Genomic DNA, 20,951 nt, shown 5'->3' on the forward strand with positions numbered 1-20,951 from the left:
CGTGTTCAGACGAAACGGTGGAAGCCGAAGCGGCGCTCGGCGATGAGCAGGATGATGCCGGTCGCGGCGATGAGCAGCGTCGAGACGGCGGCGACGCTCGGATCGATCCCCATCTCGACCGAGGAGAAGATCAGCACCGGCAGCGTCGTCTGGTTGGCGCTGATCAGGAAGATCGTCACCGGGACATTGTCGAGCGAGGTGATGAAGGCGAAGAGCGCGCCGGCGACGAGGCCCGGCAGGATCAGCGGCAAGGTCACGAGCCGGAAGGCCTCGAAGCCATTCGCGCCGAGCACGCGCGCGGCCTCCTCGACGGCAAGGTCGAGGCCCGAAAGGCTCGCCAGTGCCGAGCGCACGATATAGGGCACGGTGATGACGACATGCGCCATCAGCAGGCCGAACAGGCTGCCGCGCAGGCCGGTCAGGCTGTAATATTGCAGCAGCGCGACGCCGATCACGACCGCCGGCAGGACGAGCGGGGCCATCAGCACGGAGGTGATCGCCTCCGATCCCGGCAGTGCCTTGCGGAACAGCGCATAGGCGGCCGCGACCCCGAGCACGAGCGAGATCGCCGTCGAGCCGCAAGCCAGGATCAGGCTCATCCGGATCGCCGAGAGATAGCTCGGGTCGCTCAGCACCTTGCCGAACCAGGCGAGCGTCAGCCCCCGTGGCGGGATGGTGAGATAGGAGGTCGTGCTGAAGGCGGCCAGCACGACGACGATCACCGGAATCTGCAGGAAGACGATGACGGCGAGGGCCGCCATGGTCACGGCCGAGCCCGGGCGATCGTCGCTGTCGCTCGCGCTCGTCATGCCATGCCCGCCCAGCGCTTGGTCAGCCGGCTCGACAGCCAGATCACGCCGATCGCCATCGCGGTCAGGGCGAAGGAGAGCGCCGAGCCGCTCGGCCAGTCGAGAAGCTGCATGTACTCGTCATAGATCAGCGTCGCCATGACCTTGTAGGTCGGCCCGCCCAGCATGCGCGGCGTCACCAAGGCGCTGATCGTCAGCACGAAGACCAGGATCGAGCCGGCGAGAATGCCCGGCGCCGAGAGCGGCAGCGTCACCGCGGCGAAGACGTGCAGGCGGCTGGAGCCCAGCGTCCCGGCGGCCGCCTCGACATCGCGTGGTACGTTGCGGATCGCCGCGACCAGCATCAGCACCATGAAGGGCAGGTAGATATGGGTCAGCCCGATCATCAATCCGGTCAGGTTGAACATTAGCTTCAACGGCGTGGCGATCAGCCCAAGCTGGATCAGCAGGTTGTTGACCAGCCCGCGATTGGACAGCAGCGCGATCCAGCCGAAGGAGCGCACCACCAGGTTGAGCATCATCGGGAAGATCACGAGCAGGATCAGCGGCACGCGCCAGCGCTCCGGCCCACGCGCGATCAGGAAGGCGAGGGGATAGCCGAGCAGCAGGCAAGCCAGCGTGACGAAGAGCCCGAGCCCCAGCGTGCGCCAGATCACCTCGCGATAGTAATCATCGGTGACGATGCGGGTGTAGTTCTCCAGTGTCCAGACGCCCGGCGCGATGCCCGTTCCTGGCGCATATTCGCGGAAGCTCGTCGGCAGCATCATCAGCACGGGCAGCAGGAAGAAGCCCGTCAGCACCAGCGCCAGCGGCGCCAGCAGCATCAGCCCGTGCCGGGGCGCGATCACGCGGCCGCTCCCTCTGAGGCCATCGCGAAGATGGAGCCTGCATCGATCACGAGCGACACCGGCGTGCCGGGATCGAGTGCCGAATCCGGGCCGCTGGATGAGGTTTCGGCGATCAGCTCGATGCCCTCAGTGAGCCTGACGACATATTGCACCCGCGCGCCGCTGAAGGAGCGCAGCGCGACCGTGCCGGCAAGCGCATCGGGCTCGGGCTGACCGCTGCGCAGCCGGATCGCCTCCTGGCGAATGACCACATCGACCTTGGCGCCCACGGCCGCGTCGATATGGGCCGCCTGCAGGATGAGACCAGTGCCCAGCCGCAGGCTGCCGCCCTGGCCGTCGCGCGTTGCGACCGTACCCTGGAGCCGGTTCGGCTTGCCGATGAAGCTCGCGACGAAGCCGGTGGCGGGCCGGTGATAGATGTCCTCCGGCGTTGCGAATTGCTGCATCACGCCCCTCGCCATCACGCAGACGCGGTCCGACATGGACAGCGCTTCGCCCTGGTCGTGGGTGACGAAGAGCGTGGTGATGCCAAGCCCGCGCTGCAGGCGCTTCAATTCGATCTGCATCTCGTCGCGCAATTGCGCGTCGAGATTGGAGAGCGGTTCGTCAAAGAGCAGCACGCGCGGCTGCGGCGCGATGGCGCGTGCGATCGCGACGCGCTGCTGCTGGCCGCCCGAGAGCTGGCGCGGAAAACGCTCGCCATAGGCGTCCAGCCTGACGCGGGCAAGCGCCTCCTTGACCCGCCGGCCGAGCTCTGCGCCGGAGACCTTGCGGCGGCGCAGGCCGAAAGCGACGTTCTCGAAGACGGTGAGATGAGGAAACAGCGCATAGGACTGGAAGACCAGCCCGAGGCCGCGCTTGTTGGGCGGCAGCGCCGTGACGTCGTCGGAGCCGATCAGGATGCGGCCGCGGCTTGGTGCCACGAGCCCTGCGACCATGCGCAGGATCGTCGTCTTGCCGCAGCCGGACGGTCCCAGCAGCGAGACGAATTCGCCCTCTGCAATGGTGAGCGAGACCTCCCTGACGACTTCGGCTTCGCCATAGGACTTGCCCAGCCGCTCGAAGCTCAGCGCGCTCACCGGCTGCTCTCCTCTGCCCGCGCCAAGCTCAGCGCGCCACCTCGCGCTGCCAGCGGCGCGTCCAGTTGGCGGAGTTCTTGGCGACGATTTCGGGATCGACGAACCAGGCCTTCTCCAGGCTCTCCCCATTGGGGACGATCTTCTGGAGCTTGTCGGAGAGCTTCACCTTGGTGTTGACCGCGCCGATATAGGCCCGCTCCGAGAAGCAGCCCTGGCCTTCGGCCGAAAGGATCTGGTCGAGGAATTTATGCGCCAGCTCCGATTTGGCCGTGCCCTTGGGGATGATCACGGCCGGCAGGATGCCGACGGCGCCCTCCTTGGGATAGGCGACGGCAAGCGACAGGCCCTTGTCGATGGCGACGCCGGCGCGGTCGGGATACCAGGGCGCGATTGCGATCTCCTCGCGCTCGAACAGCGAGAGCAACTGGTCGGCCTGGGTGTAGAGCACGGCCGAGCCCTTCGCGATCGGCTTGATCGCCTCGATGCCGGGATCGATGTTCTCCAGTGTGCCGCCCTTGAGCTTGTTCAGCGCCAGCAGGTAATGCAGGCCCGACGTGCCGCTGATATCGCCGATCGCGTACTTGCCTGTGTAGGCCGGGTCGGCGAGGTCGAGCCAGGAGGTCGGCGGCGTCTTGACCAGCTTTGGATTGTAGACGAGTGCGGTCGCGCTCACCATCGCGACGACATAGGCGTCGTCCTTGCCCCAGGCCGAGGCGATGACGTCGCCGGCGTTCTTGAGCTTCTTGCGGTCGATGATCTCGTTGAGCTTCTCGCCCTGGGTCTGGGCGGCCAGCGAGTTGTCGATATAGACGATGTCCATATCGGGCTTGCCGGCGGTCGCGCGGATCGCGGCGGCGAATTGCGATGAATTGCCGAGCTTGAGCGAGACGGTGGCCCCCGTCGCCTTCTCGAAGGCGGCGACATGGCAGGCCTTGACGTTGTCGGCGAAGGAGCCGCCGAAGGAGCCGACGACGAGCTCCTCAGCCTGGGCGGAGAGCGAGAAGCCGGCGCAGAGGATGGCGGTGGCGGTGGCGGTCGCGAAGCAGAACTTGTGGCGCATGGTTGCAGGTCCCCGTCTGTTGCGTGGCGCCAACCGCTGTTCCGCGGCTTCTCGGCGCGAAGAGCAAGGCCTTTCGCCCGCCATTCCAGGGAAGCATGGCATGCCTCAATTTATCTTTCAAGAAAGATAAATGAAAGATACTCTGGGCGCCTCAAGCCCTTGCGATCACCCTTGCGGCGCGGCGCATAGCATGGTCGGAAGGGCAGGATCAGGAGGATCAGCATGCGCAACGATGCCCAGCGACGCATCGAGACCGAAGAGCCGATTGCGCTCTGGGAGAACGATCGTGTCGGCGCTGGCATGCAGCGCTGGCGCCGCGAGTTCCCCGAGATCGACTGCTCGGGCAAGGCCGTGGTCGGCCGCCTCTTGCATCTGCACGAGGTCTTCCTGACGGCGGTCAACCGCACCCTGGGCAAGCACCGCCTGAAATATCCCGCCTTTGCCGTGCTCGCGACCTTGCGCGTCGAGGGAGCGCCCTATCGGATGTCGCCCAAGGCCCTGCTCGACTCGCTGATCCTGACCTCGGGTGGTCTGTCGAACCTGCTGCGCAAGCTGGAGAAGGCCGGCCATATCCGCCGCATGGCCGACGAGACCGATGGGCGCGGCGTCATCGTCGAATTGACTGAAGCCGGCCGCCGCCTGGTCGAGCCGGCCATGCGCGACCATGCCGAGACGGAGCGCAGATTGCTCAGCGCGCTCTCGGCGGAGGAGCAGAGCGCGACCGCCCGCGCGCTCGGACAGATGATGCTCGGCGCGCCATAGGGCGGTCGGTCGCGTCCTCTAGCCCGTCTTTGCGAACGAAGTGAAGCAATCCAGGGGGACTTGGGGCGCAGCCCTCTGGATTGCTTCGTCGCTACGCTCCTCGCAATGACGGCCAGGGTTCGAGTCTAGAGGACAGACGACATCCCGCCATCGACATAGATGATCTGGCCGTTGACGTAGTTCGAGGCGTCGGAAGCCAGGAAGACGGCGGTGCCGACGAGTTCTCCGGGCTTGCCCCAGCGCTTGGCCGGGGTGCGGCCCTTGACCCAGGCGTCGAAGCTCGGATTGTCGATCAGGGCCTGGTTCATGTCGGTGATCATGTAGCCGGGCCCGATCGCATTGGCCTGGATGCCGTGCTCGGCCCATTCCGCCGCCATGGCCCGCGTCAGCATCTTGATGCCGCCCTTGGCGACCGTGTAGGGCGCGACCGTGGCGCGGGCGAGCTCGCTGGTCAGCGAGCCGATATTGATGACCTTGCCGTGGCCGCGCGCGATCATGCGTTTGGCCGCCTCGCGCCCGATCATGAAGGCCGAGGTCAGGTTGGTGTCGATGACGCGCTGCCAGTCGGCCGTGGCGAGCTCGACCATCGGCTTGCGGAACTGGATGCCGGCATTGTTGACGAGGATGTCGACAGCGATGCCCGCTGCGTCGAAGGCCTCAAAAGCGCGCAGGATCTCGGCCTCGTCGGTGACGTTGAACGGGGCGGGTTCGGCCTGATGGCCGAGCGCACGGAATTCCGCCACGGTTTCCGCCACGCGGCCCGGATCCGTGCCGTTGATCAGGATGCGCGCGCCGGCGACGGCCAGCCCTTCCGCCATGGCGCGGCCGAGCCCGCGCGACGAGCCGGTGACGAGCGCGGTCTTGCCGCTGAGGTCGAAGAGGGGATTGCTCATTTGGGCACCCGTCAGAGGCTGGTGCGGCGGACGGTGAGGTCCGAGCGCTCGAAGACCGCTGGCAGGAGTTCGACACCGAGCCCCGGCCCTTCCATCGGCAGGACATAGCCGTCCTTGATCACCGGCATGGTGGTGACGAGCTCATTGTACCAGCCGGTATAGAAGGCGCGCACCGATTCCTGGATCAGCGTGTTGGGCTGGCTGAAGGAGGCGTGGATGGCGGCGATGAAGCCGACCGGGCCGATGCAGTCATGCGGCGCGAAGGGGCGGTGATAGGTTTCCGCCATCGCCGCGATCTTGCGCCCCTCGGTCAGGCCGCCGGTCCAGCACAGGTCGGCCATGACGATGTGCATGGCGTCGCGGTCGAGCATGTCCTTATAGGGGAAGCGCGAGCCCAGGGTCTCGCTGGCGCAGACCGAGACCGTCGTCGAGCGGGCGTATTCGGCCAGCGCCTGCGGCGAGTTCATCCGGATCGGATCCTCGTACCAGGTCGGGCTGTACTGCTCGAGCTCGCGGGCGATCTTGATCGCGGTCGGCAGGTTCCAGAGCGAGTGGAACTCGACCATGATCTCGATCTTGTCGCCGACGGCCTTGCGGATCTTCTCGAAGGGCTCGACTGCCTTACGCATCTGCGCGGGCGTGATGTAGAGGCCCTGGTTCTCGATCGCGGGCGGGTCGAACGGCCAGATCTTCATCGCCGTGATGCCGCTTTCCAGCAGGCTCTCGGCCACCGCATCGGCGCGGTTCATGAAACCGTCGAGGTCCTCATAGGGGCCGGAGGTTTCGCCGAGATTCCAGGTCGAGACCGGCTTGATGTTGTGCGAGCGGACATATTTGTAGCCGGCGCAGGTGTTGTAGATGCGCTGCTTGTCGCGGCAGAGGCCGCCGAGCATCTGGTGCACCGGCTGGCCGCAGACCTTGCCGAACACATCCCAGAGCGCGATGTCGACGGCCGAGGTTGCGCGGGATTCGACGCCGGTCGAGGCCTGCGCCATCGGCAGGTTCGACATCTCGCGATGCAGCGCCTCGATATGCAGCGGGTTCTTGCCGAGCAAGCGCATGGCGAGCGTGTCGTGCAGGTGGGATTCGACCGCGCCGGCGCCGTAGAAGGTCTCGCCGAGTCCGATCACGCCGGCATCGGTATGCACGCGCACCCACAGGACATTGGCGAACTCTTCCGTCCGCAGCGTTTCGATGGCGGTGATCTTCAAGGCCTGCCTCCCATGGCGGCTGGCGTTCTTCGCCGGCTTGCGCGCCGGGGAACGCCTTGGTTGATTGTCGTGTCGACCATAGCTCCGAGTGGAGGCATCAGGTCAAAGCAGGGCGACCATAGGAGCGCTTGTAAAATATCACAACATGTTTATGGTCGATGCCAAGATGGAGCCGCACTAATGAGCTCCACGGCGGAGGAGATGCAAATTGGCTAAGCGCGCAAGCCGGCCGGCCTTGATCGAGGTGGGAGAAGCGGGCGCTCCGCCGCGGCGCAACCGCGTCAATCTGTTCGAGCTGGCCTATCACCGCATCGAGGAATTGCTGGTGAAGTGCGAGCTCGCGCCCGGCCGCTTCCTCGCCATGCAGGATCTCCAGGACATGACCGGTTTCGGCCGGACGCCGGTCCATCATGCCGTGAACCGTCTCGCCGCCGACACGCTGATCATCATCCGCCCGCGTCACGGCCTGCAGATCGCGCCGATCGACCTCGCCCGCGAGCGCGTGCTTTTACATCTGCGCCGCGATATCGAGCGCTTCGTCATCAGGCTCGCCGCCGAACGCGCCGGACCCTCGCACCGCAACCAGATGCTGCATATGGAGCGGCTGCTGCGCGAGAAGCGCGATGGCTTGACGCTTGCCGAGTTCAATACGCTCGACCGCCGCATCGACCAGATGGTGCTGGCCGCCGCCGGCGAACCCTTTCTGGAGCATACGCTGCGGCCGCTCCACACCATCTTTCGCCGCATCGGCTTCATCCATCACAGCTATATGGCTGAGAGGACGAGTCTCGACGGCACGATCGACCACCATCTTGCCGTGCTCAACGCCGTCGCCACCAGGCATGTCGACCGCGCGGTCGCGGCCTCGGATGCGCTGATCGCCTTCGTCGACGGCATGTTCGACGAGATGGAGAGCCGTATCGACCCTTCTCTCCTGGATTGCAGCATCGAGCCCCTGCTCGGCGCCTGAACCGCAAGAAGCCCTGAAACACGACAAGTCCCTGAAACACGAAAAGTCCTGCCCGCCCATGCGCATCATCTTCCACGGCGAGAACGCCGCCTCCTTCAGCAGCGGTTTCGCTGAACTCGTCGGTCCGCAGGCCGATATCCGCATCCTGCCGGATGTTCTCGGCGTCGGCGCCGATCAGCGCGCTTATGCCGATGCCGATGTCATCATCGGCACGAAGTTCGGTGCGAGCCTGCCGGTTCCGTCGCGGTTGAGGCTCTTCCATGTGCCTGGCGCCGGCTATGACGCGGTCGATCTCGGCCTGCTCCCGGCCTCGGCGAGCGTCTGCAACTGCTTCGGCCATGAGCAGGCGATCGCCGAATATGTGATGAGCGCATTGCTTGCCCGCAGCATTCCGCTCGCGGATGCCGACCAGCGTCTGCGCCGGGGCGATTGGGCCTATTGGGCGGGCTCTCCCGAGCGGGTCCATGGCGAGATCGCCGGCAAGACCATCGGCCTGCTCGGCTTCGGCCATATCGGCAAGGCGATCGCAAGGCGCGCCAAGGCCTTCGAGATGAACGTCCATGTCGCCAACCGCAGCGCCGTGCCGGTTTCGGACATCGTCGATCGCGCCTTCACGCTCGACCGGCTCGACGCGTTCTGGGGCTCGGCCGACGCCATCATCGTCTCGGTGCCGTTGACTGAGGAGACCAAGGGCATCGTCGGGGCCGCGGCCTTCGCCGCGATGAAGCCTGACGCCGTGGTCGTCAATGTCGGGCGCGGCCCGACCATCGATGAGACGGCGCTGTTCGAGGCGCTCAAGGCCGGCCGGATCGGCGGCGCGATCATCGACACATGGTATCAGTATCCCGGCCCGGACCAGGCCGAAACCTTGCCGTCGAAACAACCTTTCCACGAGCTTTCAAACGTTTTAATGACGCCGCACATGTCCGGCTGGACCAGCGGAACCATCCGCCGCCGCCAGCAGACCATGGCCGACAACATCAAGCGTTGCTTCTCCGGCTCCTCGCTCGAGAATGTCGTGAGAGCAAGCGTGTCGTGAGAGAAGGACGTTCCGCGACCTGACGATCAAGCAACCGGCCACACGAAGCCGGGGCATAAAGAGCAAACCCATCCGCGAAGCCCAAGGAAACGCAACCAATGAACCTGATGAAACATCTCAAGGTCGCCGGGACGCTGCTCGCGCTCGGCGCCGGCATGCTGGCGGCGAGCCAGGCCTCGGCCCAGTCGATCACCGACATCATCAAGCGCGGCTCGGTCAAGATCGGCGTGCTGATCGGCGCTCCGCCTTATGGCTCCGTCGACTCGCAGGGCAATGCGGTTGGCTATGATGCCGACGTCATCGCGCTGATCGGCAAATATCTCGGCGTCAAGGTCGAGATGGTGCAGCTCACCCCGCCGGCCCGCATTCCGGCGCTGGAAGCCAACAAGGTCGACTTCCTCGTCGCCACGCTGGCCCCGACGCCCGAGCGCGCCAAGGCGGTGATGTTCTCGATCCCCTACAGCGCCTTCCAGACCGGCATCTACGCCAAGAAGAACGTCGCCATCAAAACCTGGGACGACCTCAAGGGCAAGAAGGTCGGTGTCAACCGCGGCTCCAGCGTCGAGCGCGAATTCACCAGCCGTGAGAAGGAGCTGAACCTCACCATCCTGCGCTTCGAGGACGACGCCACCACCATGCAGGCGCTGTTCTCCGGCCAGGTCGAGGCGATCGCCGGTCCCGACGCCCAGGCCAACGCGGCCATGAAGGCGCGCGGAGAGACCGAGACCGAGCTGAAGTTCTTCTTCGGCATGCAGCCCAACTCGATGACCATGCGCAAGGACGCCTATGAGCTGCGCCAGTGGCTCAACAACTTCATCTACTACGTCAAGCAGAACGGCGAGCTCGACGCGATCTCGCAGAAGTGGGTCGGCGGCCCGCTGCCGCCGCTCCCGACCTTCTGATCCGCCTGAAGGCGGAACGGAAACGTAGCCCTCATCCTGAGGTGCCGCGACAGCGCGTCTCCTAGGATGATCCAGCGCCCTTTGAAACATCCTGCGAGGCGCGATCGACGATCGCTCCTCGGGATGAGGGCTCGGGGCTCTTTCGTTCGATCTCCGAAACATCGGTGCGACATATCCCGTGTCGCGCCGGTGGTCCTCGACCTCAAAGGCCGAAGGAGCGCGCTGTTGCTCTTCCAAGACGTCATTTCCAAATGGCCCATGATCCTGAACGGGGTCATGCTCACCATCGCGCTGTCCTTCGTCGCGATCGCGCTCGGCCTTGTGCTGGCGACGCTGATGAGCGCGCTGCGCAGCCTCGCGGGCAGCTGGGCCGGCTACATCGTCGACGCCTATGTCGAATTGATGCGCAACACACCCTTCCTGGTGCAGCTCTTCATGATCTTCTTCGGGCTGCCCCAGATCGGCATCCGCATGAACGGCCTCGAAGCCTCCATGCTGGCGATGACGCTCAATCTTGCCGCCTATGCGACCGAGATCATCCGCGCCGGCGTCGACTCGATCCACAAATCGCAAATCGAGGCCGGGCTGGCGCTGGCGATGAGCCGGCGCCAGGTCTTCCAATATGTCGTGCTGCAGCCGGCCTTCGCTCGCGTCTGGCCGGCGCTGTCGAGCCAGTTCGTGCTGATGATGCTCGCCTCCAGCATCTGCTCTTTCGTCTCGGTGCAGGAGCTCTCCGGCACGGCCGCGATCATCGAGCAGGACACCTTCCGCAGCTTCGAGACCTACATCATCGTCACCGTGATCTACCTCGTGCTGGCGCTCTCGCTGAAGCTCTTCCTGAACTGGCTCGGCCGCAGGATCTTCCCCCAGGTCTCCGGGCTCGCCCGTGTCACCGAAGCGCATGGGGAGGCCGCCTGATGCAGACCTTCGGTTGGCCCGAGGCCTATTTCATTCTTCGCGCCGCGAGCTGGACAATCGCGCTCACCGCCATTGCCTTCGTCATCGGCGGCATCTTCGGCGGCGTTCTCGCGATTATGCGGCTGTCGCGGGTGAAGCTGCTGCGCCGCTTCGCTGCGGGCTACATCCTGGTGATCCAGTCCATTCCCGTGCTCATGGTGCTGTTCATGAGCTATTACGGGCTCTCGGCAGTCGGCATCGAACTGCCGCCCTTCCTTGCGGCGTCGGCCTCGCTTGCGATCTACGTCTCGGCCTATCTCGCCGAGATCTGGCGTGGCTCGATCGAATCCGTGCCGCGCCAGCAATGGGAGGCCTCGGCCTCGCTGGCGCTGACGCGCGGCCAGCAATACCGCTACATCATCCTGCCGCAGGCCGCGCGCATCTCGCTGCCACCGACAGTCGGCTTCCTCGTCCAGCTCGTGAAGAACACCTCGATCGTCCAGGTCGTCGGCTTCGTCGACCTGATGCGGGCCGGCATGCTGGTCAACAATGCGACCTATCAGGCCTTCCAGATCTTCACCCTGGTGGGAGCGATCTACTTCGCCATCTGCTTCCCGCTTTCCAGGCTCAGCCGACATCTCGAAAAGGTGATGAATGCCAGCCGTAGTCATTGACGACGTCTACAAGAAGTTCGGCGCGCTCGAGGTCCTGAAAGGCGTCTCGCTCAGCGTCGACACAGGCCAGGTCGTTGCGATCATTGGCCGCTCCGGCTCGGGCAAGAGCACGCTGCTGCGCTGCATCAATGGGCTCGAGGTCTTCCATGCCGGCCGCATCGAGGTTGCCGGCCACAACGTCGACCAGGACCCCAAGCGCCTGCGCGAATTGCGCAAGGATGTCGGCATCGTCTTCCAGAGCTACAACCTCTTCCCGCATCTGACTGTCGGGCAGAACATCATGCTCTCGCCGCGCATCACTCAGGGCGTCTCGCCGGCCGAGGCGATGACGCTGGCGCGCGACGTGCTGGCGCAGGTCGGCCTCTCCGAGAAATTCGACAGCTATCCCGATAATCTCTCGGGCGGGCAGCAGCAGCGCGTCGCCATCGCCCGTTCGCTGGCGATGCGCCCGAAGGTGATGCTGTTCGACGAGGTCACCTCGGCGCTCGATCCGGAGCTGACCGGTGAGGTGCTGCTGGTGATGGAGAAGCTCGCCAAGGGCGGCATGACCATGCTGCTGGTGACGCATGAAATGAATTTCGCCCGCACCGTGGCGAGCACGACGGTGTTCATGCACCAGGGCAAGATCTGGGAAAGCGGGCCGTCGAAGACGCTGTTCGCGGATCCGCAGACGCCGGAACTGCGCAATTTCGTCAGCGCCGGCGCGCATTAGAGCGTTTTCGACCGTCATCGGGAACGAAGTGAAGCAATCCAGGGAGACGTCGGGCACGGCCCTCTGGATTGCTGCGTCGCTCTGCTCTTCGCGATGATGGCGGGGTGGCTCATATTGTAAAATATCACAATATGTCTATCATCGCTCGCGATGGAACCAGGCTTAAGAAGTTCCGAAGTGGAGGAAAGTCAGACGGCATGCCCCGGGGGGAATTCCGGGGCGCCGAGGGAGCGAGCGCTCCATCCCACCTTCGCTGGCTGGAGATGCGGCCCGTTGTCCGGGCTGGACTTCATGAATCGAACGGGCAGCGGCATTTGGAATGCCGTTTGACGTGGCGAGAGACAAAAAATCCGCGGCTGAGCGAGCTGCTTCAACCATCGCGACCCGGAAAACCGGGCGCTTTCGCCCATTGGGGCATATCGGAGGAACGCCATGACTGGGATTTCGAGACGCACATTGCTGCAGGCCGCATCGGGCGCCGCAGCCATGAACGTGACGCGCAGCTTCGCGCAGGCCAAGGAGACCGTGACCTTCGCGGCCGCGACTTTTGCGGAAGCCGGCCGGGGCGACAAGCTGAAGGCCTGGATCGAGAAGTTCAACGCCTCGCAGGACAAGGTCGAGGTCCAGCCGGTGGCGATCCCGTTCTCCCAGCTCGCCAATACCGTCTTCACGCAGATGGGCGGCGGCGGTGGGCCGGACCTCGTGCGCTTCGACCAGACCGACTTCTTCGCGGCCCTCCCCGCCAAGCGAATCCTGCCGATCGACGACATCGTCGACGCGAGCAAGTACACCTTCCAGGCGCCGGACAAGTTCCTCAACGTCGAGGGCAAGCGCTACGGCGTCGTCTTCGAGCTGGCCAACTACCAGCTCATCTACAATCCGGCGCTGCTGAAAGGCGGCGAGCCGCCGAAGACCTTCCCCGAGTTCCTCGCCGCGGCGAAGGAGGCGACGGGCAAGGGCCAGTTCGGCTATGCCTTCCGCGCGACGATGCCCGAGCGTTCCGGCTTCTGGCAGGACCTGACGAACTATGTCTACGGCTTCGGCGGCAACTGGGCCGACGGCAAGCAGCTCACCCTCAACAGCCCCAAGGTCGTCGAGGCCATCACCGCCTACAAGCAGGTCTACGATGCCGGGGTGATCCCGAAGGGCGCCGATGCGGCGACCTATCGGCGCATGTTCTGGGAAGGCAAGATCGCCATGAACATCGACAATGGCGGCGTCGCCGGCATCTTCGCCGCGCAGAACCCCAACCTGAAGTTCGCCGCCGCGCCCTCGCCCTTCCCGAACCGCCAGCAGGGCCTGATCCTGACCGCATTGTCGGTCAACGCCAACACCAAGAACAAGAAAGCCTGCGGCGTCTTCATCAACTGGATGCTGCAGCAGGCCGCGCAGTCCGAGCTGCAGGGCATCCTCGGCGCCGCGAGCGTCGCGACCCCGGTCGAGCGGCCGAAGGCGGATCTGGAGCGTTCGCCGTGGCTCGGCGTCTACGACGCGCAGACACCCTATGCGCTGCCGCAACTTGTGCTCGGCTTCGAGACCAAGACGCTGGAAATCCAGCAGATTGTCGTCGAGCAGGTGCTGAAGATCCTGGTCGGCAACGCTGATGTCCAGAAGACGCTGGACGAGGCGCAGTCGCTGTCGCTGAAGCGCATCGAGCGGCAGTGAAGCCATGACGGACGCCGCCAAGCTCGGCACGGCGATGGCCGGCCGCTCCCCGCGAAGCGGGGGGCGAGACCGGGAGAGTCGCTGGACGCCTTATCTCTTCATCGCGCCGGTCGCGCTTTATCTGGCGGTGTTCCAGGGCTATCCGCTGCTGAGCGAATTCGTGCTCAGCTTCACGCAGACCTCGCTGCTGGCGCCGCAGGATGCTCGCTATGTCGGCCTGCGTAACTATCGCGACCTCGCAACCTCCAGCGATTTTGCCTCGGTGCTCTGGATCACGGCGCTCTATACCGTCGCCTGCGTCGTCTGCGCGATCGCGCTGGGTTTGGGGGCGGCGCTGCTGCTCGACCGGCCGTTCCGCGGGCGTGGGCTGGCGCGAGCGCTCGTCACCGTGCCCTGGGCGGCGCCGCCCGTTGCCGTCGCCACGATCTTCGCTTGGATGCTCAACGCCCAGTACGGCATCTTCAACCACGTCCTGAAGCTGATGGACTTCGAGATCGGCTATGAGAGCTGGCTCGACAATCCCAAGCTCGCCATGCCGGCGATCCTGTTCACCACGGTCTGGCAGATCTTCCCCTTCGCCTCGGTCGTGCTGCTCGCGGCTCTGCAGGGCGTCTCGGAGGAGGTGCGGGAAGCGGCGACGATGGACGGGGCGGACCGGCTCAGCGTCTTCAAGGTGGCCGTCTGGCCGACGATCCAGCCGACCGTCGCGCTGCTCGCGCTCTTCGTCACGATCTGGTCGCTGCGCCGCTTCGACCTGATCTGGGTGATGACGCAGGGCGGGCCGATCGGCGCGACCAAGACGCTCGTCATCGAGCTCTATACGCGCGGCTTCGTTACCCGCGAGCTCGGCGAGGCCGCCGCGGTCGGCATGATCGGTCTCACGATCGCCCTTGTCGTGACCTTCGTCTACTTCTGGTACACGCAGCGCACCGAACGCGCGCAGGGGCGTCGCTGATGAGATCGCCCGCCTCCCACGCCGTGCGCATGGCGCTGATCATGGTGCTGCTCAGCGCCGCGCTGTTCCCGATCTACTGGATGGTGGTCACCTCGCTGACCTCCTCGGCGAACCTCTTCGCCGACCGGCCGCAGATGCTCCCCGACCCGAGCCAGGCGTTCAACTACGCCGAGACCTTCGCCAAGACGAGCGTGCTGCTCTGGCTGAGGAACAGCGCCATCGTCGCGGTCGGTACGATGGTGCTGTCGATCCTGCTGGCGATCCTGCCGGCCTATGCGCTGTCGCGCTTCAAATTCCGCGGCAAGGGCCTGCTTGGCTTCGTGCTCTTCGCCACGCAGATGCTGCCGGAGGCGATGCTGGTCGTGCCGCTCTACGCGATCTTCGCCAAGCTCCTGCTGCTCGACACGCTCGGCGGACTGATCCTCGCCAATGCGGCCTTCACGGTCCCGGTCATCACCTGGATTCTGAAGGGCGCGATTGATGGCGTGCCGATCGAGATCGAGGAAGCGGCGCGCATCGACGGCTGCTCGCGCATCGACATCGTGCTCGGCATCGTCCTGCCGGTGGTGGCGCCGACGCTTGCGGCGGCGTCGGTGATCGCGTTCTTCCACGGCTGGAACGAGTACGTCTTCGCGCAGACGCTGGTGCTGAGCCAGGAGCTGCGCACCGCTTCGGTCGGCCTCGCCAGCTTCGTCGGCGAGCTTTCGACCCCGATCCACACCGTCATGGCCATCGGCGTGATGTACACGCTGCCGGCCGTCGCCTTTTACCTGATGGTCCAGCGCTATGTCGTCGCCGGCATGACCGCCGGCAGCGTCAAGGGCTGAGAAAGAAACATAAATGGCCTCGATCACGCTCAACCACGTCGCCAAGCATTTCGGCAACAAGGTCGCGATCTCCGACATCGACATGAAGGTCGAGGACGGCGAGTTCCTTGTACTGCTCGGGCCCTCAGGCTGCGGTAAGTCCACGCTGCTGCGCATGTTGGCCGGCCTGGAGACCGCAACCAGCGGTGAAATCCATGTCGGCGGTCGACGCGTCGACCAATTGCCGCCCAGCGCCCGCGACATGGCCTTCGTCTTCCAGTCCTATGCGCTCTATCCGCATATGAGCGTGCGGCGGAACATCGCCTTCCCGCTGATCATGCGGCAGTTCAAATGGTGGTTCCACATCCCGCTCCTGGGCGGGCTTGCCAAGCGCCGCATCGAGCGCTCGCCGGCCGTCAGTGAACTCGTCGAGAAGACGGCGCGGACGCTCTCCCTGACCGAGATGCTCGACCGCTACCCGCGCACGCTCTCGGGCGGGCAGCGCCAGCGCGTCGCGCTGGGGCGCGCCATGGTGCGCCAACCCGAGGTCTTCCTGATGGACGAGCCGCTCTCCAATCTCGACGCCAAGCTGCGCTCGGCGATGCGGGCGGAAATCACGCGGCTGCACCAGCGCGTCGGTGGCACCTTCGTCTATGTGACGCATGATCAGGTCGAGGCCATGACCATGGGTACCCGCATCGCCCTAATGCGCGACGGTGTGATCCAGCAATTCGGCACGCCGCGCGAGATCTACACTTCGCCTGCCAATACCTATGTCGCGCGCTTCATCGGCACCCCGCCGATGAATCTGATCGAGGGCCGCGTCGATGCCGGCATGATCAAGCTCGGCGAGGCGAACCTGCCTTTGCCGCAGGCGCTGGCGGCGGCCGGTCGCGAGGCCGGGCGCGACCCGGTCCTGCTCGGCATCCGCCCCAACGCTCTGACGCTGGCCGCGTCCGGCGGCCAGGGCCAACTCGCCGGTACGGTCAGCCTCGTCGAGCATGTCGGCGCGGAATCGGTCGTCGCCGTCAAGCTGAGCCATGCGGCGACTGCTCATGACGAGGAAGGCGCGGTGGCGGGCGAGATCATGATCACCACGCAAGGCTATAGCGAGCTCAAGGCCGGCGATCCGGTCTCGGTCGTGCTGGATCTCTCCGAGGCCGTGCTGTTCTCCCGTAGCACGGGCGAGCAACTGCGCGCCGGTCTCGCTTTGGCGGCTTGAAGGAGGCCATCCCGATGAAAGGCGTCATCATTCACGCCCCTCGCGATCTCAGGATCGAGGATATCGCAGTCGTTGCGCCTGAAGCCGGCCAGGTCCGCATCCGCATCGCCGCCGGTGGCATTTGCGGGTCGGATCTGCATTACTACCAGCACGGCGGCTTCGGCACGGTGCGGATCAAGCAGCCCATGGCGCTCGGCCACGAGATCGCCGGCGTGATCGAGGAGATCGGCGAGGGCGTCTCGCACCTCGTTCTCGGCATGCGCGTCGCGGTCAATCCGAGCCAGCCCTGCAATGCCTGCCGCTATTGCCATGAAGGCATGCGCCATGAATGCCTGAACATGCAGTTCATCGGCAGCGCGATGCGCTTCCCCCATGCCCAGGGCGGCTTCCGGCAAAGCCTGACCGTCAACGCCTATCAGGCGGTGCCCGTCGGCGACACTGTCAGCATGGGCGAAGCCGCGATGGCGGAGCCCTTCGCCGTCTGCCTGCATGCCGGCAAGCAGGCTGGACCGCTGCTTGGCAAGCGCGTGCTGGTGACGGGCTGCGGGCCGATCGGCGCACTCTGCATCGTGGTCGCGCGCCTGGGCGGGGCGGCCGAGATCCTCGCGACCGATGTCGCGGATGCGCCCCTAGTGACGGCCCGGGCACTTGGTGCCACGCAGGCGGTCAACATCGCGGCGCAGCCTGAAGCGCTCGGGGCCTATACCGCCGACAAGGGCAGCTTCGACGTCCTGTTCGAAGCCTCGGGCAATGGCCGCGCTTTGGCGGGTGCGCTCGATGCCATGCGTCCTGGCGGCGTCATCGTGCAGGTCGGTCTCGGCGGCGACGTGACCCTGCCGATGAACCTCATCGTTGCCAAGGAACTGCGCCTGCACGGCACCTTCCGCTTTGACGCGGAGTTCCAGCTCGCGGTCGATCTGATGAGCAATGGTCTCGTCGATCTGAAGCCGCTGGTCAGCGCCACCTTGCCGTTCGAGCGTGCGGTCGAGGCCTTCGAACTCGCCGCAGACCGATCGCGCGCGATGAAGGTGCAGCTGGCGTTCTGAGGTCCAAATCCGGGACGGTGCGGTCGCTGGCCATGAATCGGGCCTGCGATCGCGCCTTCTCCCGATCGAGGAAAATCCCGCATAGCCTGCAAAATACCCCTTGAACCTCTAGTGACTAGAGCAATTAAGCTCGTCATCACTGGTCAAGGAGATTTGTGATGACGCTGCCCGCGGAAGCCCTCAAGGGACTGGAATCGCAGTCGAAATCCATCACCTGGAAGGTCGATGGCATGGATTGCGGCAGCTGCGCCTCGACCATCCGGACCGCGCTCGAAAAGCTGCCGGGCGTCTCCGACATCAAGATTTCCGTGACCAAGGAGACGCTGAGCCTGGCCTTGGCGGAGGGAACCACGACTGCGGACGCCATCGAGGCGCGCGTGAAGCGGTTGGGCTTCGGGCCGACATTGCAGGCCGCCAAAGCAAAGCCGGCAGAAGCCCGCAGCCACGACCATCACGCGCATGACCACTCAGCGTGTGACCATGACCACGGCGCTCATGACCACAAGGCTCATGATCACGACGTTCTTGGCCACGCGCCCGCGCAAGCAGCGGTGGATGAGTGTGGCTGCGGCCATGACCATGCCGCGCCGGCTCCAAAGCCCGCCGAACAGCATGCGCACGACCACTCTGCTTGCGGGCATGATCACCACGCTCATGACCACGCCGCTCATGGCGATGCGCCCGTGCAAGCTGCCGCGGATGAGTGTGGCTGCGGCCATGACCATGCTGCGCCGGCTCGCAAACCTGTCGAACAGCACGCGCACGACCATTCCGCTTGCGGCCATGATCACCACGGCCACGATCACGCCCATGCCCACGCCTCTGCAAACCGGGCTGCCGAGGTCGTCGCAGCCGATGCGCTGAGCTGGAAGGTCGCCGGCATGGATTGCGGCAGCTGCGCGGCGACCATCCGGACGGCTCTGGAAAAGATGCCGGGGGTCAGTGATCTGAAGATCTCGATCACCAACGAGACCTTGTCCTTGCGCCTTGCCGCCGACAGCGCCGGGGTTGCGGCGATCGATACTCAGCTCAGCCGCCTCGGCTACAAGCCGACGCTGCTTACTGTGCCCTCAACTGTGAGCGAGGACGCCCCGATTGCGACGCCCGAGGCGCCGCGCCGCTGGTGGACGACGTCGAAGGGCAGGGTGGCGATCACGGCCGGCCTGCTTCTGGCCGCCGCCTATGCTGTTGGCCTGGTCTTTCCGCAGGCCGCCTTCGCGGTCTTCGCGCTCGCGACGGTTATCGCCGTGGCGCCGATCGCCAAGCGTGCCGTGATGGCCGCGCTTGCAGGCGCGCCCTTCACCATCGAGATGCTGATGACGATCGCCGCCGCCGGCGCGCTCTTCATCGGGGCGATCGAGGAGGCGGCCGTCGTCGTCTTCCTTTTCGCCGTCGGCGAGGTGCTCGAAGGCGTTGCCGCCAACAAGGCGCGCTCCGGCATACGCGCGCTTGCGGCGCTGGTGCCCAAGACGGCTTTGCTCGATGAGGGCGGCAGCGTGCGCGAAGTCGCTGCCGCCTCGCTGCGGATCGGACAGATCGCGCTGGTGCGGCCGGGCGACCGTGTCCCTGCCGATGGCAGCGTGGTCGCCGGGTTCTCCAGCGTCGACGAATCGCCGATCACCGGCGAATCCGTGCCCAAAGGCAAGGAGCCGGGAGCGGCTATCTTCGCCGGCTCGATCAACCAGGAAGCGGCGCTGCGCATCAAGGTCGAGCGTGCGCCGGAGGACAACACCATCGCCCGCATCGTGGCGCTGGTCGAGGAGGCGCAGGACGCCAAGGCCCCCACCGAGCGCTTCATCGATCGCTTCTCGCGCATCTACATGCCTTGCATCGTCGGCCTGTCGCTGCTCGTCGCCGTGCTGCCGCCGCTGTTTGCCGGTGCGGAGTGGTCGGTCTGGATCTATCGCGGCCTGACGCTGCTGCTGATCGGCTGCCCCTGCGCGCTCGTCATTTCTGTGCCTGCCGCGATCGCCTCAAGCCTGTCGATGGCGGCCAGGCGCGGCCTGCTGGTCAAGGGCGGCGCGGTGGTCGAGGCGCTGGCCCGCACCCAGATCGTCGCCTTCGACAAGACGGGCACGCTGACCTGGGGCAGGCCGGTGGTGACCGACATCGTGCCGGGCGCTGCCAATGCCGGCCGCCTGTTGGCACTGGCTGGCGCGGTCGAGCGCGAATCCAGCCATCCGCTGGCGGAAGCCATCGTGGCGCGGGCGCAGGACGACCGGGCTGTCAAGCTCGTGGTCTCGGCCACGCGCGCCATTCCCGGCAAGGGCATGGAAGCCTTTTTGGGCGAAACCCCGATCTTCATCGGCGCGCCACGCTTCGCGGCTGAGCGGACGGCGCTGCCGGCCGAGATGAATGAGCGGATCGCGGCACTGGAGGCACAAGGCAAGACCGTCGTGGTCGTGCTCGAGGGCGAGATCGTCGCCGGGGTGATCGCCCTGCGCGACGAGCCGCGCCCGGACGCCCGCACCGCGATCGCGGAGCTCAAGGCGCTCGGCCTGCGCGCGGTCATGCTGACGGGCGACAACCGCCGCACCGGCGAGGCTATCGGCGGCCAACTCGGCATCGAGGTCCAGGCCGAGATGATGCCCGAAGCCAAGGTCGAGGCGGTACGCGCCTTGCGGCAGGCGGGTCATGTCGTGATGGTCGGCGACGGCATCAACGATGCGCCGGCGCTGGCTGCGGCCGATGCCGGCATCGCCATGGGCTCGGGCACGGATGTCGCCATCGAGGCCGCGGACGCGGCCTTGCTGAAGAGCCGCGTCGGCGATGTCGTCAGGCTGATCCGGCTGTCGCGCGCGACCATGGCCAATATCCGCCAGAACATCGTCATTGCGCTCGGGCTGAAGCTGCTCTTCCTCGTCACCACGATCATCGGCGCGACCGGGCTCTGGATCGCGGTCCTGGCGGATACGGGGGCGACGGTTCTTGTCACGCTCAACGCACTGAGGTTGCTGGGTTTCTTCAAGGGCGAGGACAGCCCACAGACCGCCGTGCCCGTGACGCGAAATTTTTCGCCTGAACACGCTTGACCTTCCCATCAGGGCAAGCCGCAGCCTGATCCCACCATCAGCCAAACCACAAAGGACGCTTTCTCATGTGTTCATGCAGCCAGCATGCGGCCCCCACCAAGACTGAGACCGGCGCGACGCCGGACCAGGCGGTGATCCTCCTCGTCGACGACATGACCTGCGGCCACTGCGCCGGCACGATCAAGGGCGCGATCGAGCAGGCGCTGCCGGGCTCCTCCGTCACCGCCGACCCAGCCTCCAAGCGTGTCACCATCACCGGCGCCAGCGACAGCGCCGCGATCCAGGCGATCGTGACCAAGGCCGGCTATACGCCGCTACTGGCAGGCGCTTCTGCCTGAAATCCGCCAGGCACTGCCTGAATCTCGGGCG

22 protein-coding genes are annotated in these 20,951 nt (G+C 65.6%); 14 read left to right on the forward strand and 8 right to left on the reverse strand.

Going from position 1 to position 20,951, the window contains the following annotated elements:
- Positions 1–5: 5 nt before the first annotated feature.
- Genes BMZ97_RS21675 through BMZ97_RS21690 form a run of 4 tightly spaced genes read right to left on the reverse strand, consistent with a single transcriptional unit; the run spans position 6 to position 3,796 of the window.
- A complete protein-coding gene (locus tag BMZ97_RS21675) occupies positions 6–809 on the reverse strand; it encodes an ABC transporter permease (protein WP_092174506.1) in 804 nt (267 codons plus the stop codon).
- Entirely contained in the window at positions 806–1,657 is an 852-nt protein-coding gene (locus tag BMZ97_RS21680) for an ABC transporter permease (RefSeq protein ID WP_210188301.1), read from the reverse strand. Before BMZ97_RS21680 ends, BMZ97_RS21675 begins: the two co-directional genes overlap by 4 nt.
- Positions 1,654–2,736: an ABC transporter ATP-binding protein gene (locus BMZ97_RS21685; RefSeq protein ID WP_092174509.1), complete on the reverse strand. Its 1,083-nt coding sequence runs from the start codon at positions 2,734–2,736 to the stop codon at positions 1,654–1,656. The genes BMZ97_RS21680 and BMZ97_RS21685 overlap by 4 nt, the downstream gene beginning before the upstream one ends.
- A 28-nt stretch (positions 2,737–2,764) precedes the next feature.
- Entirely contained in the window at positions 2,765–3,796 is a 1,032-nt protein-coding gene (locus BMZ97_RS21690) for an ABC transporter substrate-binding protein (RefSeq protein WP_092174511.1), read from the reverse strand.
- A gap of 222 nt (positions 3,797–4,018) precedes the next feature.
- On the opposite strand from BMZ97_RS21690, the gene BMZ97_RS21695 reads away from it, so the two are divergent.
- Positions 4,019–4,558, forward strand: a complete 540-nt coding sequence (locus tag BMZ97_RS21695) for a MarR family winged helix-turn-helix transcriptional regulator (RefSeq protein ID WP_092174514.1) — start codon at positions 4,019–4,021, stop codon at positions 4,556–4,558.
- A gap of 125 nt (positions 4,559–4,683) precedes the next feature.
- Here the strand turns inward: BMZ97_RS21695 and BMZ97_RS21700 are convergent, their stop codons facing one another.
- Both BMZ97_RS21700 and BMZ97_RS21705 read right to left on the reverse strand, forming a co-directional pair.
- Positions 4,684–5,451, reverse strand: coding sequence for an SDR family oxidoreductase (locus tag BMZ97_RS21700; RefSeq protein ID WP_092174516.1), 768 nt, complete (start codon positions 5,449–5,451; stop codon positions 4,684–4,686).
- Positions 5,452–5,462: 11 nt separating this feature from the next.
- Positions 5,463–6,662, reverse strand: a complete 1,200-nt coding sequence (locus BMZ97_RS21705) for a mandelate racemase/muconate lactonizing enzyme family protein (RefSeq protein WP_092174519.1) — start codon at positions 6,660–6,662, stop codon at positions 5,463–5,465.
- 208 nt (positions 6,663–6,870) lie between these two features.
- On the opposite strand from BMZ97_RS21705, the gene BMZ97_RS21710 reads away from it, so the two are divergent.
- The 11 genes from BMZ97_RS21710 (at position 6,871) to BMZ97_RS21760 (ending at position 17,550) form a co-directional block, all read left to right on the forward strand.
- Positions 6,871–7,632 (forward strand): GntR family transcriptional regulator, encoded by a 762-nt coding sequence (locus BMZ97_RS21710; RefSeq protein ID WP_092174521.1) that lies wholly within the window; start codon positions 6,871–6,873, stop codon positions 7,630–7,632.
- A gap of 58 nt (positions 7,633–7,690) precedes the next feature.
- Positions 7,691–8,671 carry a 2-hydroxyacid dehydrogenase gene (locus tag BMZ97_RS21715; protein ID WP_092174524.1) on the forward strand — a complete coding sequence of 327 codons (981 nt, stop codon included), beginning with the start codon at positions 7,691–7,693 and terminating at the stop codon, positions 8,669–8,671.
- A 98-nt stretch (positions 8,672–8,769) separates the two neighbouring features.
- A complete protein-coding gene (locus BMZ97_RS21720) occupies positions 8,770–9,573 on the forward strand; it encodes a transporter substrate-binding domain-containing protein (RefSeq protein ID WP_092174526.1) in 804 nt (267 codons plus the stop codon).
- A 225-nt stretch (positions 9,574–9,798) separates the two neighbouring features.
- A complete protein-coding gene (locus BMZ97_RS21725) occupies positions 9,799–10,491 on the forward strand; it encodes an amino acid ABC transporter permease (protein ID WP_244546533.1) in 693 nt (230 codons plus the stop codon).
- The gene (locus BMZ97_RS21730) at positions 10,491–11,144 is read left to right on the forward strand and encodes an amino acid ABC transporter permease (RefSeq protein WP_092174762.1); all 654 of its coding nucleotides are present in this window, start codon (positions 10,491–10,493) and stop codon (positions 11,142–11,144) included. Before BMZ97_RS21725 ends, BMZ97_RS21730 begins: the two co-directional genes overlap by 1 nt.
- Entirely contained in the window at positions 11,125–11,856 is a 732-nt protein-coding gene (locus BMZ97_RS21735; RefSeq protein WP_092174532.1) for an amino acid ABC transporter ATP-binding protein, read from the forward strand. Before BMZ97_RS21730 ends, BMZ97_RS21735 begins: the two co-directional genes overlap by 20 nt.
- A 432-nt stretch (positions 11,857–12,288) precedes the next feature.
- Positions 12,289–13,521, forward strand: coding sequence for an ABC transporter substrate-binding protein (locus BMZ97_RS21740; RefSeq protein ID WP_092174534.1), 1,233 nt, complete (start codon positions 12,289–12,291; stop codon positions 13,519–13,521).
- A 4-nt stretch (positions 13,522–13,525) separates the two neighbouring features.
- A complete protein-coding gene (locus BMZ97_RS21745; protein ID WP_244546534.1) occupies positions 13,526–14,476 on the forward strand; it encodes a carbohydrate ABC transporter permease in 951 nt (316 codons plus the stop codon).
- Positions 14,476–15,303 carry a carbohydrate ABC transporter permease gene (locus tag BMZ97_RS21750; RefSeq protein WP_092174537.1) on the forward strand — a complete coding sequence of 276 codons (828 nt, stop codon included), beginning with the start codon at positions 14,476–14,478 and terminating at the stop codon, positions 15,301–15,303. Before BMZ97_RS21745 ends, BMZ97_RS21750 begins: the two co-directional genes overlap by 1 nt.
- 13 nt (positions 15,304–15,316) lie before the next feature.
- Complete coding sequence (locus BMZ97_RS21755) at positions 15,317–16,504, forward strand: ABC transporter ATP-binding protein (RefSeq protein ID WP_092174539.1); 1,188 nt, start codon at positions 15,317–15,319, stop codon at positions 16,502–16,504.
- A 14-nt stretch (positions 16,505–16,518) separates the two neighbouring features.
- Complete coding sequence (locus tag BMZ97_RS21760; protein ID WP_092174542.1) at positions 16,519–17,550, forward strand: L-idonate 5-dehydrogenase; 1,032 nt, start codon at positions 16,519–16,521, stop codon at positions 17,548–17,550.
- A gap of 136 nt (positions 17,551–17,686) precedes the next feature.
- On the opposite strand, the gene BMZ97_RS31615 is transcribed toward BMZ97_RS21760, so the two are convergent.
- Both BMZ97_RS31615 and BMZ97_RS31620 read right to left on the reverse strand, forming a co-directional pair.
- The gene (locus BMZ97_RS31615; RefSeq protein WP_244546535.1) at positions 17,687–17,917 is read right to left on the reverse strand and encodes a hypothetical protein; all 231 of its coding nucleotides are present in this window, start codon (positions 17,915–17,917) and stop codon (positions 17,687–17,689) included.
- A 100-nt stretch (positions 17,918–18,017) separates the two neighbouring features.
- Positions 18,018–18,362: a hypothetical protein gene (locus BMZ97_RS31620; protein ID WP_244546536.1), complete on the reverse strand. Its 345-nt coding sequence runs from the start codon at positions 18,360–18,362 to the stop codon at positions 18,018–18,020.
- Positions 18,363–18,431: 69 nt separating this feature from the next.
- Between BMZ97_RS31620 and BMZ97_RS21765 the strand changes: the two genes are divergently transcribed.
- Both BMZ97_RS21765 and BMZ97_RS21770 read left to right on the forward strand, forming a co-directional pair.
- Entirely contained in the window at positions 18,432–20,582 is a 2,151-nt protein-coding gene (locus tag BMZ97_RS21765; protein ID WP_280141772.1) for a heavy metal translocating P-type ATPase, read from the forward strand.
- Positions 20,583–20,647: 65 nt separating this feature from the next.
- Positions 20,648–20,920: a heavy-metal-associated domain-containing protein gene (locus BMZ97_RS21770; protein WP_092174549.1), complete on the forward strand. Its 273-nt coding sequence runs from the start codon at positions 20,648–20,650 to the stop codon at positions 20,918–20,920.
- Positions 20,921–20,951: the final 31 nt, after the last annotated feature.

It is taken from the genome of Allobosea sp. OK403 (genome assembly GCF_900113835.1).
GTDB lineage: Bacteria > Pseudomonadota > Alphaproteobacteria > Rhizobiales > Beijerinckiaceae > Allobosea.

What these genes read in the sequence shown, in the direction of transcription:
- BMZ97_RS21675 (WP_092174506.1), bottom strand. Translation starts at nt 809, where the DNA reads ATGACGAGCGCGAGCGACAGCGACGATCGCCCGGGCTCGGCCGTGACC.
- BMZ97_RS21690 (WP_092174511.1), bottom strand. Translation starts at nt 3,796, where the DNA reads ATGCGCCACAAGTTCTGCTTCGCGACCGCCACCGCCACCGCCATCCTC.
- BMZ97_RS21695 (WP_092174514.1), top strand. Translation starts at nt 4,019, where the DNA reads ATGCGCAACGATGCCCAGCGACGCATCGAGACCGAAGAGCCGATTGCG.
- BMZ97_RS21700 (WP_092174516.1), bottom strand. Translation starts at nt 5,451, where the DNA reads ATGAGCAATCCCCTCTTCGACCTCAGCGGCAAGACCGCGCTCGTCACC.
- BMZ97_RS21715 (WP_092174524.1), top strand. Translation starts at nt 7,691, where the DNA reads ATGCGCATCATCTTCCACGGCGAGAACGCCGCCTCCTTCAGCAGCGGT.
- BMZ97_RS21720 (WP_092174526.1), top strand. Translation starts at nt 8,770, where the DNA reads ATGAACCTGATGAAACATCTCAAGGTCGCCGGGACGCTGCTCGCGCTC.
- BMZ97_RS21730 (WP_092174762.1), top strand. Translation starts at nt 10,491, where the DNA reads ATGCAGACCTTCGGTTGGCCCGAGGCCTATTTCATTCTTCGCGCCGCG.
- BMZ97_RS21735 (WP_092174532.1), top strand. Translation starts at nt 11,125, where the DNA reads ATGCCAGCCGTAGTCATTGACGACGTCTACAAGAAGTTCGGCGCGCTC.
- BMZ97_RS21740 (WP_092174534.1), top strand. Translation starts at nt 12,289, where the DNA reads ATGACTGGGATTTCGAGACGCACATTGCTGCAGGCCGCATCGGGCGCC.
- BMZ97_RS21745 (WP_244546534.1), top strand. Translation starts at nt 13,526, where the DNA reads ATGACGGACGCCGCCAAGCTCGGCACGGCGATGGCCGGCCGCTCCCCG.
- BMZ97_RS21750 (WP_092174537.1), top strand. Translation starts at nt 14,476, where the DNA reads ATGAGATCGCCCGCCTCCCACGCCGTGCGCATGGCGCTGATCATGGTG.
- BMZ97_RS21755 (WP_092174539.1), top strand. Translation starts at nt 15,317, where the DNA reads ATGGCCTCGATCACGCTCAACCACGTCGCCAAGCATTTCGGCAACAAG.
- BMZ97_RS21760 (WP_092174542.1), top strand. Translation starts at nt 16,519, where the DNA reads ATGAAAGGCGTCATCATTCACGCCCCTCGCGATCTCAGGATCGAGGAT.
- BMZ97_RS31615 (WP_244546535.1), bottom strand. Translation starts at nt 17,917, where the DNA reads ATGGCGTCCGCAGTCGTGGTTCCCTCCGCCAAGGCCAGGCTCAGCGTC.
- BMZ97_RS31620 (WP_244546536.1), bottom strand. Translation starts at nt 18,362, where the DNA reads ATGGGCGTGATCGTGGCCGTGGTGATCATGGCCGCAAGCGGAATGGTC.
- BMZ97_RS21765 (WP_280141772.1), top strand. Translation starts at nt 18,432, where the DNA reads ATGGATTGCGGCAGCTGCGCGGCGACCATCCGGACGGCTCTGGAAAAG.
- BMZ97_RS21770 (WP_092174549.1), top strand. Translation starts at nt 20,648, where the DNA reads ATGTGTTCATGCAGCCAGCATGCGGCCCCCACCAAGACTGAGACCGGC.